This is a genomic window from Telluria sp. AC161, assembly GCF_979258535.1.
Genome location: NZ_OZ409861.1, coordinates 890108 through 903476, shown reverse-complemented (window position 1 = coordinate 903476; position 13369 = coordinate 890108). Strand labels below are relative to the sequence as shown.

At 62.0% G+C, this 13369-nt stretch carries 15 protein-coding genes; 5 read left to right on the top strand and 10 right to left on the bottom strand.

Going from position 1 to position 13369, the window contains the following annotated elements; genetic code table 11:
- Positions 1–104: 104 nt before the first annotated feature.
- The 3 genes from ACZ0AJ_RS04085 to ACZ0AJ_RS04075 all read left to right on the top strand — a co-directional run bounded on the left by ACZ0AJ_RS04085 (position 105) and on the right by ACZ0AJ_RS04075 (position 1740).
- Positions 105–488 (top strand): CHAP domain-containing protein, encoded by a 384-nt coding sequence (locus ACZ0AJ_RS04085; RefSeq protein WP_499452844.1) that lies wholly within the window; start codon positions 105–107, stop codon positions 486–488.
- Positions 469–1059, top strand: a complete 591-nt coding sequence (locus ACZ0AJ_RS04080; RefSeq protein WP_499452843.1) for a hypothetical protein — start codon at positions 469–471, stop codon at positions 1057–1059. Before ACZ0AJ_RS04085 ends, ACZ0AJ_RS04080 begins: the two co-directional genes overlap by 20 nt.
- A gap of 90 nt (positions 1060–1149) precedes the next feature.
- Entirely contained in the window at positions 1150–1740 is a 591-nt protein-coding gene (locus tag ACZ0AJ_RS04075; RefSeq protein WP_499452842.1) for a hypothetical protein, read from the top strand.
- Between the two features lie 42 nt (positions 1741–1782).
- Here ACZ0AJ_RS04075 and ggt read toward each other — a convergent pair whose 3' ends face one another.
- The 9 genes from ggt to ACZ0AJ_RS04030 all read right to left on the bottom strand — a co-directional run bounded on the left by ggt (position 1783) and on the right by ACZ0AJ_RS04030 (position 9150).
- Positions 1783–3558 carry a gamma-glutamyltransferase gene (gene ggt / locus ACZ0AJ_RS04070; RefSeq protein WP_499452841.1) on the bottom strand — a complete coding sequence of 592 codons (1776 nt, stop codon included), beginning with the start codon at positions 3556–3558 and terminating at the stop codon, positions 1783–1785.
- A gap of 107 nt (positions 3559–3665) precedes the next feature.
- A complete protein-coding gene (locus tag ACZ0AJ_RS04065) occupies positions 3666–4424 on the bottom strand; it encodes a 3-hydroxyacyl-CoA dehydrogenase (RefSeq protein ID WP_499452840.1) in 759 nt (252 codons plus the stop codon).
- Between the two features lie 108 nt (positions 4425–4532).
- Positions 4533–5096: a hypothetical protein gene (locus tag ACZ0AJ_RS04060; protein ID WP_499452839.1), complete on the bottom strand. Its 564-nt coding sequence runs from the start codon at positions 5094–5096 to the stop codon at positions 4533–4535.
- A gap of 179 nt (positions 5097–5275) precedes the next feature.
- Entirely contained in the window at positions 5276–5932 is a 657-nt protein-coding gene (adk, locus tag ACZ0AJ_RS04055) for an adenylate kinase (protein WP_499452838.1), read from the bottom strand.
- A 186-nt stretch (positions 5933–6118) separates the two neighbouring features.
- Entirely contained in the window at positions 6119–6871 is a 753-nt protein-coding gene (gene kdsB, locus ACZ0AJ_RS04050; protein ID WP_499452837.1) for a 3-deoxy-manno-octulosonate cytidylyltransferase, read from the bottom strand.
- A 9-nt stretch (positions 6872–6880) separates the two neighbouring features.
- Entirely contained in the window at positions 6881–7051 is a 171-nt protein-coding gene (locus tag ACZ0AJ_RS04045; protein ID WP_183550164.1) for a Trm112 family protein, read from the bottom strand.
- Positions 7032–8066: a tetraacyldisaccharide 4'-kinase gene (gene lpxK, locus ACZ0AJ_RS04040; RefSeq protein ID WP_499452836.1), complete on the bottom strand. Its 1035-nt coding sequence runs from the start codon at positions 8064–8066 to the stop codon at positions 7032–7034. The genes ACZ0AJ_RS04045 and lpxK overlap by 20 nt, the downstream gene beginning before the upstream one ends.
- A 38-nt stretch (positions 8067–8104) precedes the next feature.
- On the bottom strand, positions 8105–8542 hold the full coding sequence (locus ACZ0AJ_RS04035) for an ExbD/TolR family protein (protein ID WP_332533441.1): 438 nt from the start codon (positions 8540–8542) through the stop codon (positions 8105–8107).
- Positions 8542–9150 (bottom strand): MotA/TolQ/ExbB proton channel family protein, encoded by a 609-nt coding sequence (locus ACZ0AJ_RS04030; protein ID WP_183550160.1) that lies wholly within the window; start codon positions 9148–9150, stop codon positions 8542–8544. Before ACZ0AJ_RS04030 ends, ACZ0AJ_RS04035 begins: the two co-directional genes overlap by 1 nt.
- Before the next feature lie 1064 nt (positions 9151–10214).
- Between ACZ0AJ_RS04030 and xseA the strand changes: the two genes are divergently transcribed.
- Positions 10215–11576, top strand: coding sequence for an exodeoxyribonuclease VII large subunit (gene xseA, locus ACZ0AJ_RS04025; RefSeq protein WP_499452835.1), 1362 nt, complete (start codon positions 10215–10217; stop codon positions 11574–11576).
- Between the two features lie 109 nt (positions 11577–11685).
- Positions 11686–12261 (top strand): superoxide dismutase, encoded by a 576-nt coding sequence (locus tag ACZ0AJ_RS04020; RefSeq protein WP_499452834.1) that lies wholly within the window; start codon positions 11686–11688, stop codon positions 12259–12261.
- A gap of 86 nt (positions 12262–12347) precedes the next feature.
- Here the strand turns inward: ACZ0AJ_RS04020 and ACZ0AJ_RS04015 are convergent, their stop codons facing one another.
- Complete coding sequence (locus tag ACZ0AJ_RS04015) at positions 12348–13154, bottom strand: UCP032817 domain-containing protein (protein ID WP_499452833.1); 807 nt, start codon at positions 13152–13154, stop codon at positions 12348–12350.
- Positions 13155–13369: the final 215 nt, after the last annotated feature.

The window sequence follows — 13369 nt, the reverse complement described above, 5'->3', positions numbered from 1 at the left end:
AAGGGGCGGTGGAAGTACAGCCAGCAGAAAATATTTGGCGGCGGGGCCGGCTCGACTGTCGGTGAATGGAATCTGGCGCAAAACAGAACTGCATAGGTATTACTATGCCTCTCGATATTGAAAGATACACGGCGCATTTGCGCACCAAAGCAAAAGATACGAGTCAGAAAAGGTGCGCCCAATTTGTTCGTGAAGCACTTGCTGCCGGCGGTGCCTCCACGCACGGAATACATCCAATCCATGCAAAAGACTGGGGACCTACACTACTGCGCCTTGGCTTTCATCCTCTGAAGGTCGAAAACTCAGACGCTTTTATTCCGTTGAAAGGCGACGTCGTGGTTATTCAGCCATATCCAAAAGGGAATTTCTCCGGGCATATTGCTGCGTACGATGGACGAATCTGGATCTCCGACTTCAAACAGCGCGACTTTTGGTCAGGTCCAACTTACAGAAAGCTAAGGCCCCCACATGTCTTCTATCGCCCTTAAGCAATACATTGCTGCAGTAATGCTCGTTACCGCCTGCGGCGCTCTCTGCGCACAAGATCCACCCAGCATTCTTGAAGACCCGCTTCTCGACTTGCGATATGAGCGCGCCAAGGTTCGGTTCGAGTCGTGGCCTTCCAAATTAGTCAACGACTGTCCGGTCCTGGCCGACGATGAGTATCGTCAAGGTGTATGGTTTGTCTTCGCAAAAACCGGCGATGCCTCTGGCTGGACCTATTATCTTCTCAATGGATATGATGTTCGGAAAAAGTCTGGTTCCACTAATCTTCTTGAGTATTCGACTGGTGGCCATGGATTGATCGTGATGGTCCGGGGTCCGGAATGTCTGGTCATTGATAACGATGCCAGAGAAACATTCAGGAGTCCGGTTTTCAATGACGAATATCCCCAGGATATACACCAGAGGTTGGCAATCGACTTCGCCGCTCGGCTGTCCTCGGCCTTTGGTGGCAAGGAGAAGCTCCGGGCGCAAATCCTGAAGCAGCGCGTGGATCTCGACATGCTGCCGGACGAGCTTCGCCATGCATTCAGGGACTTGCGCCTGCCAAAATAGAGATCGCCAACTCGCTGGCGTTGGCGCCCTTTTACAAGCCCGTCAGATGGTAGATCAGATCCGGAATCAACGAATAGCGAGGCTGCTTCCATGACGTCCCACACGATCAAGCCACTTGTTTGCGCCATCCTGTTCAGTGCATTGAGCGGATTGCTGTGCGCCCAACCCCTGCCACGCATTCTGGAAGATCCCGTCCTTCGCCTTCGGTATGAACCCGCCACAATCCATTTCGCGCCCTTCCCGTCAACATTACGCAACGATTGCCCGGCGCTGGACGAGGGCGGCCATCCACATCGCGCCTTCTTCATTTTTGCCAGCGCCAGCGACGCCTCCGGCCGGGTCTACTACCTGCTCAATGGCTATGAGGTTCGGCACCGCGTCGACGATATGCGCTTCCCGCGCTATATCACCGACGAATATGCGCCGATCATCATGCTGCAACATCAAGCGTGCGTCATCATCGATCACGAAGGCCCCTACCGACTGGCCGATGACGACTTCACCGAGGAATACTCGCGCGACATTCAGCAGCGTCTCATGATCGACTATGCAAACCGGCTTGTTGCTGCGTATGGCGGCAAGGACAAGCTCCGGATCGAACTCCTGAATCAATACGTCGACATGGACACGCTGCCGGGAGCACTTCGCTATGCATTCCGGAATCTGCATCTCATAAAATAAAAAAGCCGGCCCATTTGAGCCGGATTGCATTTTAGGGATACCTTAATCGCCCCTGGCAACACCTTCCCGGCGCGGATCGGCGCCGCCAAACCACATCGGCACGCCTTTTACCATCACACGTTCGATGCCGTGCAGGCCCGATGTCTGCTCGCTGACCCGGATCGCGTGGCCCCGCGCGCGCAGCACGTCAAGCGTGGCGTCGGGGAAGCGGCCCCGTTCCAGTTCGGTCGGACCGTTACGGCTGCCGAAGTTCGGCAGCGCGATGGCCTGCTGCACGTTCAGGTCCCAGTCGAGCGTGCCCACCAGCACCTTGGCCACATAATTGATGATGGCCGGACCGCCCGGCGAGCCGATGGCGAGCACCAGCTTGCCGCTGGCGCGGTCGAACACGATCGTCGGCGACATCGCGCTGCGTGGGCGCTTGTTCGCTTCGACGCGGTTGGCCACCGGGCCATCGGCGTCGCGCGCGCTGAACGAGAAATCGGTTAGCTGGTTATTCAGCATGAAGCCGTCGACCATCTGGCGCGAACCGAATGCGTCTTCGATCGTCGTCGTCATCGCAAGGCCGGCGCCATTGCCGTCCACAACCGACATGTGCGAGGTCGATGGCGTCTCGATCGCGTTATCGGTGCCCCATGCAACCTCCATCCCGGGCGGCGTACCGGCCTTGGCCTCGCCCATCGAGCGCGCACCTACCAACCTGGCGCGCGCCGTCAGGTAGCCCTTGTCGATCAGGCTCGGGATGCCACGGCCCGGCAGCGGCACGAAGTCGGCGTCAGCCGCGTAGCGGTTGCGGTCGGCGTAGGCCAGGCGCCCTACTTCCGAGAACACGTGCACGGCGTCTGCGCCCGGCACGCCGTCTTTCGGCGCCAGCGCCTTCATGTCGAAGGTCTCGAACATGCCCAGCATCTGCGCCACGGCGATCCCGCCCGACGATGGCGGCGGCATGCCGCACACCGTGTAGGCGCGGTAGTCGCTGCAGACGGGCGTGCGGACCTTGGGGCGGTAGTCGGCGATGTCCTTGGCCGTCAGCAGCCCTGGATTGGTCGGGTGCGCGGCCACTTTGGCTGCGATGTCGCGCGCGAAGCGGCCCGTGTAGAACACGTCGGCGCCGCCGGCGGCAATCTCGCGCAGCGTAGCGGCCAGCGCCGGGTTCTTCAGGACGTGGCCAACCGGCCACGGTTTGCCGGCCGCGTCATAAAAATAGGCGGCGGCAACCGGGTCCTGGATCAGGAACGTTTCGCCAGCGAGCATCTTGTGCATGCGCGGGCTGACCTTGAAGCCCTGCTCCGACAAGCGGATCGCCGGGGCGAACAGCGCCTTCCACGGCAGCTTGCCGTGCTGGCGGTGCGCCAGTTCGAGCATGCGCAGCACGCCCGGCGCGCCGACCGAGCGGCCGCCGACCACGCCTTCGGTGCGCGACAGCGGCGTGCCGTCGGGCCGTTCGAACAGGTGCTCGTCGGCCTTGCTCGGCGCCGTTTCGCGACCATCGAACGCCTGGGTCTGCTTGCCGTCGTAATGGACCATGAACGCGCCACCGCCGATGCCCGACGATTGCGGCTCGACCAGCGTCAGCACCAGTTGGGTGGCAATGGCCGCATCGATGGCGGCCCCGCCCTGGCGCAGGATCTGGTAGCCGGCCTCGACCGCCAGCGGATTGGCGGCGGTGACCATGTACTTCTTGGCCTGCCAGCCATTTTTCTCGGTATAGCCAGTCGCCGCTTCGGGCGCGGCCTGCAGTGAATCCTGGGCCCACAGGGGCGTGGTCGTCGCGCCGGCCAATGCCAGGGCGAGCGCAAGCTTGCTGAGTGTGTTCAAACGGTTCTCCGAAATAGCAAACGGGCGCGTGGACTTGCACCAGGCGCCCGACATCGAAGACATGCTACAGCATCTTCGAAATGCTTTCAGGACACGTCCCTGAAGAACTACTTTGGCTGCATGCGGATCGCGCCATCCAGACGGATCGTCTCGCCGTTGAGCATCACGTTTTCGATGATGGCGCGGGCCAGGTGGGCGAACTCCGTCGGCAGACCCAGGCGCGGTGGGAACGGCACCATCTTGCCCAGCGAATCACGGACCTCTTGCGGCATGTTCATCAGCATCGGCGTCTCGAAAATGCCCGGCGCGATGGTCATGACGCGGATGCCGTTGCGCGACAAGTCGCGCGCCATCGGCAGCGTGAGGCCGGCCACGGCCGCCTTGGACGACGCGTAGGCCGCCTGCCCCATCTGGCCATCGAAAGCAGCGACCGATGCGGTGTTGATGATGATGCCGCGCTCGCCGTGCTCGACCGGCTCGGTCTTGCCCATGGCCTCGGCGGCCAGGCGCGCCATATTGAAGGTGCCGACCAGATTGATGTTCACGGCGCGCTGGAACACGTCCAGCGGGTGCGCGCCATCCTTGCCGACAGTCTTGACGGCCGGCGCGACGCCGGCGCAGTTGACCAGGCCGCGCAGCGTGCCCAGACCAACGGCCGCATCGACGACAGCCTGGGCGTCGGCTTCCTGGGTGACGTCGCAGCGGACAAATTGGCCCTTCAACTCGTCGGCCAGAGCCTGGCCGGCTTCGGCCTGGACGTCGGCGATGACGACGGTTGCGCCATTCGCGGCGAGCATGCGCGCGGTGGCCGCGCCAAGACCGGACGCGCCGCCGGTGACAATGAAAACGTTATCCTGGATGTGCATGGTTGTCCCTTGTGAAAATTCTTGTACCGCTATTTTGCCCGGCTTTAACGTTTACGTAAACGTAAAGTGAGCGCATCAAGAATGTTCGGGACGACGCGCGCGCTCAGTTCAAAAGCACTGCACCGTGGTGCCGCTGCGATTGCACAGGCGACCGGCGCTGTTGACGCTCGAGCTGCCGATGGCACCGGCCGTGGTGGCGCCGGTCGTGTCGGTGCAGGTTGCGCCGACGCACGGGGCGACCTGGCTGGTCGTTGGCACGACCGGCGTCGGCGCGTTGCTGGCTGGAGCGACAACCGTTGGGGCATTCGGCGACGCCAGGCGTCCCGCACTATCGATCTGCTGCTGGACTGAACGACGCGCGACCGGTTGCACGCCCTGCTCCTGCTGCGTCTTCGGCGTCGGCTGTGGACGCACGTTCTGCGGCGCCGGATGCGTGGCCGGGTCGATGTCCTTCAGGCGCGATGGCTCCTGGCGGCCCGTGGCTTTTTCTTCCTGGGTTTTCGGCTGCATGTCGATCGGCGCAGCTGGCGTCGAGGTTTGCTGGCCATCAAGGGATGGTCGGTATGTCTCGCCCGTGGCGGGCTGACCCTGGGTAGCACCTGTCGTCTGGGCGCCGGCACTGGCAGCGGCAAGCGCCAGCAGCATGGCGAGGATGGTGTTGTTCTTGTTCATGGGAGACCTCTCAGGGTTGTAGACAGATAACTTATTATCGTCTTGCCAACCCGCACACGGCGCACGGGAAACAATTGCTCACAATTGTACGGCGTAATGACAATCACAGGCCCGAAATGCAGCGATCCCGCGCAGGCAGGGCCGGCGCGGGATCGCTGAGGTAGTACTGGACGGAAAACTTACTCGGTCAGCGCGGCAAACGCGTTGTCACGCACCTGCTCGACCGGGCCGACGCCCGAGATGCGGCGGTACTTCGGCGCGCCTGGCAGGCCCGACTCGGCCCACTTGCCGTAGTAGCCGAGCAGCACCTTGGTCTGGTTGTGGTACACCTCGAGACGCTTCGAGACGGTTTCTGCCTTGTCGTCGTCGCGCTGGATCAGCGGCTCGCCCGTGATGTCATCGGTATCGTCGACTTTTGGCGGGTTGAACTTGACGTGGTACACGCGGCCCGACGCAGCGTGCGAGCGGCGGCCGGTCATGCGTTCAAGGATCATGTCGTCAGGAACATCGATCTCGAGAACGTAATCGATGTTCACGCCGCTGTCCTTCATCGCCTCGGCCTGCGCGATGGTGCGCGGGAAGCCGTCGAACAGATAGCCGTTCTGGCAGTCTGTGTCCTTCAGGCGCTCTTTGACCAGGCCGATGATGATGTCGTCCGACACGAGTTGGCCGGCATCCATCACTTTTTTGGCGGCCAGGCCCAGTTCAGTCCCTGCCTTGATCGCCGCGCGCAGCATGTCGCCGGTCGAGATTTGGGGGATGCCGAACTTTTCCTTGATGAAGTTGGCCTGGGTGCCCTTGCCGGCACCGGGTGCTCCTAACAGAATGAGACGCATGAGTTTCCTGAGATTCTAGAAAATAGAGAAAAGTAAAATGGCGGATACGGTGATCTTTTTGATATTGCGCAGACTTCGTTGAGACGGAAGTTACCACAAAAGTTGGCGTAAAAGCCAGCCGCAAGCCGTTGCAGCGAGGATATTTGATCCTGCGCAGACGGCCCGGCTATACCCTTGCGGCCTGCGTCAAGACGTGTAGTGCAGGCGTACGCGCGCCAGATCGTCGGGCGTGTCGACGCCCGCTGGCGGTGCGCTGTCGGTGATGTGCACGGCGATCGGCACACCGTGCCACAGCACGCGCAACTGCTCCAGCGCCTCGATCGACTCGAGCGGCGACACGGCCATGGCCGGATACGCCTGCAGGAACGCATTGCTGTAGGCATACAGGCCAATGTGGCGCAGCGGCGCATAGCCGGCAGGCAGCGACTCGAGCGTCTGGGCAAACGCATCGCGGTGCCAGGGAATGGTGGCGCGCGAGAAATACAATGCGCGCCCGTTCTTGTCGAGCACGACCTTGACGACGTTCGGGTTGAACACATCGGCCGCATCGTGGATCGGGTGCGCGCAAGTGGCCATTGGGACGTCGGCACTGATCCGGGCGGCGCAGGCCGCCAGCAGGCGCGGGTCGATCAATGGCTCGTCGCCCTGCAGGTTGACGACGACGTCATCCGGCGCCAGGCCCAGCACGTGCGCCACTTCGGCGATGCGGTCGGTACCCGATGGGTGATCGGCGCGCGTGAGGACGGCGCTGACACCATGCTCGGCACAGGCGGCGGCAATGTCGGCGTGGTCGGTCGCGACGATGATCCGGGTCGCGCCCGATTCACGCGCACGTTCGGCCACGCGCACCACCATCGGCTTGCCGCCCAGGTCGGCCAGCGGCTTGTTCGGCAGGCGGGTCGACGCCAGGCGCGCCGGGATGATGACGGTAAAGTTCATGCAGGCCGATCAGACAGGCTCGATCTTGCGCGCCTGGTCGGCCCACATGATCGGGATGCCGTCGCGGATCGGATAGGCGAGGCGGTCGGCGCGGCAGGTCAGCTCCTGCGCCTTCTTGTCGAGTTCAAGCGGACCCTTGCACAACGGGCAGACCAGGATATCAAGCAGGCGAGCGTCCACGACATTTCTCCACGATTTGTTCAGCCAGCGCAGGGTCGAGCTGCGCCGTCACAGGCACGACCCACAAGCGCGGATCGTCCTTCAGATGTTCAATTTGCCGACATTTTACTGCATCCTTCTCCGTGATCAGAATGATCTCGGCGTCCAGAGCGGCGAACGGGTCGTCCAGGAAGTCATGATGGTCGGGCAAGGCCAGTTCGCCGGGTGCCAGGCCGGCCGCGCGCAGCATCGCGAAGAAACGCCCCGGATTGCCGATGCCGGCTGCGGCGACGATGCGTTTGGCGCGCAGATCGGCCAGCGGCACGCGCTCCCCGCCATGCAGCGGTTCGGCGTACTGGCCCGACAGCAGCATGCGGTACGGGGCGCCGCCGACGGCCCGGGCCAGCGCTGGCGTGATCTCCGGGACATTGACCACGGTGAAATCCCGACGGCGCGACGGCGGCTCGCGCAGCGGCCCGGCCGGCAGCAGCCAGCCATTGCCCACGCCACGGCCATCGAACAGGACGATCTCGATGTCGCGGGCCAGCGCATAGTGCTGCAAGCCATCGTCGGTGATCAGCACGTCGACGTCCGGGTGCGCCGCCAGCAGCGCCCTGCCCGCCTCGGCGCGCTGGCGGCCGATGACGACCGGGCAGCCGGTGCGCTGGGCAATCAGGAGCGGCTCGTCGCCCACGACCCGTGGATCGGACCCTGGCGTGACGGCGCGCGGCGCGCCATCCTTGCCGGCATCGCCACCGTGACCGCGCGAGATGATGCCCGGCTGCATGCCGGCCGCACGCAGGGCCTCGGCCAGCCAGATCGTCAGCGGGGTCTTGCCGGTGCCGCCAATAAAGATGTTACCGACAACGATGACGGGCACGGGCAAGCGCTTTGACGCTTTGAGGCCGGACTGGAACAGCCGGCGGCGCACAGCGGCCAGCGCCCCGAACAGCAGCGCCACCGGCAATAGCGCGATGGCAAGCGGGCCGCGCCGCAACCACGCGCGGGTCAGGGTTGTTTCAAGGGAAGATGCCATGCGGAGGAAGCCGGCCCGCTTGACGCGGGCCGGTGAGGTTACTTGCCAGTGCCGGTCTGGGCAGCGAAGGTCAGCTTGTCGTAGCCAGCCACACGCGCTGCTTCCAGCACATTGATCACCATCTGGTGCATCGCGAACTGGTCGGCATTGACGATGACGACCGGGCTGGCCACCACCTGACCATCCGGCGTGCGCGCGGCCGTCCGCATGTCCTGCGCAAGGCCTGCCACGCTGGTGAATGCCACGGGCGTGTTATTGACCGTGTAGTTGCCCTTAGCGTCGACCGTGACATTGATCTCGAACGGCTTTTGCGCCTGCTTCTCGGCTTCGGCCGTCGGCAAGGTGATCTGCAGTTCGGTGAACTTGCTGTAGGTGGTCGAGACCATCAAAAAGATCAGGACCACGAGCAGCACGTCGATGAACGGGATCAGGTTGATCTCCGGATCCTCGCGCTTGCGGCCACGGCGAAAATCCATCATTTGCGGGCACCGTGAACGACGTCGACAAATTTCACGGCCTGCAGTTCCATGTCGACGATATAGGTGTCGACCAGGTTGCGGAAGTGACGGTAGGCGACCAGGGCGGGCATGGCGATGGCCAGGCCGAAACCGGTGTTGTACAGCGCCACCGAGATACCGTGCGCCAGTTGCGCCGGGTTATTGCCGCCGGTCGGGGCCGAGGCGCCGAAGATCTCGATCATGCCGACCACCGTGCCGAACAGACCCATCAGCGGCGCGAGCGAGGCGATGGTGCCGAGCGTGGTCAGGAAACGTTCGAGGTTCTGGGCCACACCGCGGCCGGCTTCCTCGATCGACTCCTTCATCACGTCGCGCGGCGCATCGACGTTACGCAGTGCAGCCGCCAGCACGGTGCCCAGCGGCGAATTCTGTTCCAGCTTGTTGATGACGTCCGGCGTGGCCTTGCCCGTGTGGTGCACACGGATGACTTCATCGAGCAGGTTGCGTGGGAGGATTTTCTCGCGGCGCAGCGTGATCAGGCGTTCGACGATGAGGGCGACGGCAACGATCGACGCGAACAGCAGGAACCAGATAGGCCAGCCTGCGGCTTGAAAAATGGCGAGCAAGAGATACTCCTGAGAGGATAAAAGTCAATCCGGCAATGTAGCAAGTTGGCAGCGAAGCGGCAAGTAGAGTTCTGCACACCTTCTGTGGATAAAATTGTGCGCAAGGCGCGCGACACGGCCCAAGCACGTTGATTTCAAAGGGCTTTCTGCGCCTGCGCAAGAAAATGGCAGTCTCATGACTCGGTGCCATCATGCAATGACACCATGGTTTTTTCGACAACGCCACTGCTTGTGCGTGTAGTTGCGAACACATTCTGTGGACAAAATTGTGCGCAAGGCCCCTGAACAACACCTAAGCTATTGATTTCAAAGGATTTCGATTGCGCGCCTGTTTTGGAGGCAGTGTCGTATCGGTTTGCCGAGCGCGTGCGGCTGTGTAGTTCCACACACTTATTGTGGACAAAAGTGTGCGCAAGACGTCGTTTATGACACTAAGGTATTGATTTTAATCAGAAAACCCGCAACGCTTAAAATTTGAGCATATAGGCGAAATCACCCATGAAACACGCCGTATTCTCGGACACCACCATGTTTATTCGGCCTGTTCGCCCGTTGTTCACAGAATATTCGCCCTATGCACACTTTATGTGGATAAGAGTGTGAGGAAGCATCAAGTTAGGGGTGTAAGTCATTGATTTCATTACCAACGACTCGTACTGCTTTAAATTTAAGCAGCGTCGCCGCCATCAACCGGGTGTAGTCGGATCAACAGGATTCCGCTGAAACGCCCTCGAGTCGCCAATAAAGGTGTGCACAGATTCTGTGGACAACTTTGTGATCAAGCTTGCCGCAATGGCCCTAAGTCATTGTTTTGTAATAAATCTAACTCCCCTGCCCAATCCGCGCGCAGCGTCATGTCTTATGAATGAGTTCCCCACAGTTTGTGTGGATAAACCGCCCTCAAATGACATCACCAACACCGCAACCTATTGATTTAAAAAGCATTTCAATAGATTGCATTGAAAAGCAGCAATAATCAACGCTCACAGAGCTGATTGCCATCGAGCCTGAACGCGGCGCGTGGGCAGCTATAATCGCTCCTCTCCGATTTTTCGCGACCGACCATGTTCCCGACCAGCGACGCCGACTCCGCTTACACGCCCCCTGCCGTTCTGAGCGTTACTGCGCTGAACCAGCAAGTGGCGCGCCTGCTCGAGCGTACTTTTCCACTGACCTGGATCGGCGGTGAAATTTCCAATTTCACGCGCGCGGCGTCGGGCCACTGGTATTTCACGCTCAAAGACGATGCTGCTCAGGTACGCGCGGTGATGTTCCGTGGCCGCGCGCAGTCGGCCGGCTTCATCCCGCGCGAAGGCGACAAGGTCGAGGTGCGCGCCCTCGTGACGCTGTACGGCGCGCGCGGCGACTACCAGATCAATGTCGAGGCGATCCGCCGCGCTGGCGTCGGCCAGTTGTACGAGGCATTCCTGCGCTTGAAGGAAAAGCTGGCCGCGCAAGGCATGTTCGATGCCGACCGCAAACGCCCGCTGCCGCTGTTCCCACGCAGCATCGGCATCGTCACGAGCCCCGGCGCCGCCGCACTGCGCGACGTGCTCACGGCCCTGCGCCGGCGCGCGCCCCATGTGCACGTGGTGCTCTACCCGACGCCGGTCCAAGGCCAGTTCGCTGCGGACAAGATTGCCGAGGCGATCATGACGGCGTCGCGCCGCGGCGAAGTCGATGTGCTGCTGGTGTGCCGCGGCGGCGGGTCGATCGAAGACCTGTGGAGTTTTAACGAAGAATGCGTGGCGCGCGCGATCGATGCCTGCGCCATTCCCGTGGTCTCGGGCGTGGGCCACGAAACCGACGTCACCATTGCCGACTTCGCGGCCGATGTGCGCGCTGCGACGCCAACTGCCGCCGCCGAACTGGCCGCCACGCCCCGCGCCGACTGGCTCGCATCGCTGCACGGCGACGCGCTCGACCTCCAGCGCGCGATGGACCGCCGCCTGTCGGATGCCAGCCAGGGCCTGGATAACCTGAGCCGTCGCCTGCTGAGCCCGTCAGCGCAGATCGGCCACCAGCGCCTGAAACTGCTGGCACTGGCCACGGCCATGACGCACGCCGTCAAGCTGCCGATCAACCGCCAGGGACTGGTGCTGGCGCAGTTGCAGCAGCGGTGGAGCCGGCACCGGCCCGACATGCGTGCGCTGCGGGCGCAATTGGCGTCGGATGGCCGCCATCTGCATACCAGCCTGCGCAACAACCTCAAGGGCCGCCGCGATGCGTTGATGGGGCTGGCAGCGCAGCTCGAACTGCTCAACCCGCAACGCACGCTCGAGCGCGGCTATGCCATCGTGCGCGACGGCAAGGGCCAGATCGTGCGCGACCCGACGCAGATCCACGCGCGCGACACGCTGCGCATCCGCCTGGCCGATGGCAGCGCCGAGGTCGGCGTGGCACAGGTGCAGAGCGTGCTGGAATAAGAAATCCTGTCCAAAGGAAAGAGAATGCAACGATGCAACATTGCTGCATCCGGTTTAGAATAGCGCCGCTATCAGAACTGCAACCTTTCCAACCCAACAAGGATTTATCATGGAACACACCCTGCCAGCACTGCCGTATGCCAAAGACGCCCTGCAACCGCACATCTCGGCCGAGACCCTGGAATACCACCACGGCAAGCATCACCAGACCTACGTGACCAACTTGAATAACCTGATCAAGGGCACCGAGTTCGAAGAAATGCCGCTGGAAGAGATCGTCAAGAAGTCGTCGGGCGGCGTGTTCAACAATTCGGCGCAGGTCTGGAACCACACCTTCTTCTGGCACTGCATGACCCCGAACGGCGCCGCACCGAGCGGCAAGGCGCTGGACGCGATCAATGGCAAATGGGGTTCGGTCGAGAAGTTCAAGGAAGAGTTCAACAAATCGGCACTGGGCAACTTCGGTTCGGGCTGGACTTGGCTGGTGCAAAAGGCCGACGGCAGCGTCGACATTGTCAACACGTCGAACGCCGCCACGCCACTGACCACGACCGACAAGCCGCTGCTGACAGCCGACGTCTGGGAACACGCTTACTACATTGACTACCGCAACGCGCGCGCGAAGTTCCTGGAAGCGTTCTGGAACGTGGCCAACTGGGACTTCGTCAACCAGAACATGGCTTGAATTAAATGAGTCACTGAAGGTCACGCGCTGTCCGGCGTGACGATCTGCAAACGGCCCGCGCAAGCGGGCCGTTTGCATGCTGGCGCTCAGTCTCCCCCGCCGCCACCGCCGCCGCAACTGCTGCCACCGCCGCAACTGCTGCTGCCGCCGCCATCGCCACCATCGCTTCCGCCGCCGTGACAGTTGAAGTCGGCGTCACAGTCGCGCATCGCGTTGTCGCTGCCGCCATCACCGACGTAATAAGTGCCTGCCCCGCTGTCCAGCCCCCGTTTTTCTCGCAGGGCCGCAGCATAGTCTGTCTGGCTGATCAGGTTTGCCAGCAGCAGCGCCCGCAGTGTCAGCTCGGGATGCGGCCGTGCGCCTCCGGCCATCCTGCCGTTGACATCCAGACGGCTGTACACGATGTCCTCGTCTTGCAGCGCGTAGCCATGACCATATGGCATACGCAACGTGGCATCTAGGCGGAACAACGCGGGCAAGCCCCGTACCCGCGAGCGCGCGTCCTCGTGCTCACGGCAGCCAACGAGCGCGCGCGGCAGTGCCAGCGCATCGAGCATGGCGTGGGGAAGATGGTCGATCGGCTTGCCGAAGTGGCGGCGGCAAAAGTGATCCAGATTCACGGCGTCCCATGCCATCCACGCATGCCAGACCGAGTCGGCGGCCAGCGATGGCAACGCGCACGGCTCGCTCCGGTCAGCGGCGACTTCGAAAAAGCGCATCAATCCAGTTGCTGCTTGCGTGAAAAAAAGCTCGCTGTCCGGCATGCCGGGAAATTCTTTCCCGGCAGTGCGCTGCCAGAACGGAAACAGACCTGGAGAAAGGTCCTCCAGTTGCGGACGATAGCCAGACTGCCGGATGTGCCGCAGCACGCGTACTTTGACGACCAGGTTCATGGCGTTTTCCAAGGGTGTCAGGACGTGGTTGGATGACCGGAATCTTCGACGACAGATCCCTGTTCGTCAAGCCGGAAACTCCCATGCCCAGGCTGCATGCGTCTGAAGCAAGTCTGAATCTACGCCCTGACGTTCCGTGATAATTTCCGCCATAGCAACATTGGACACGCAGTGCGTCCACCATGTGGTCATTATCGTCAACGCGTCACAACCCG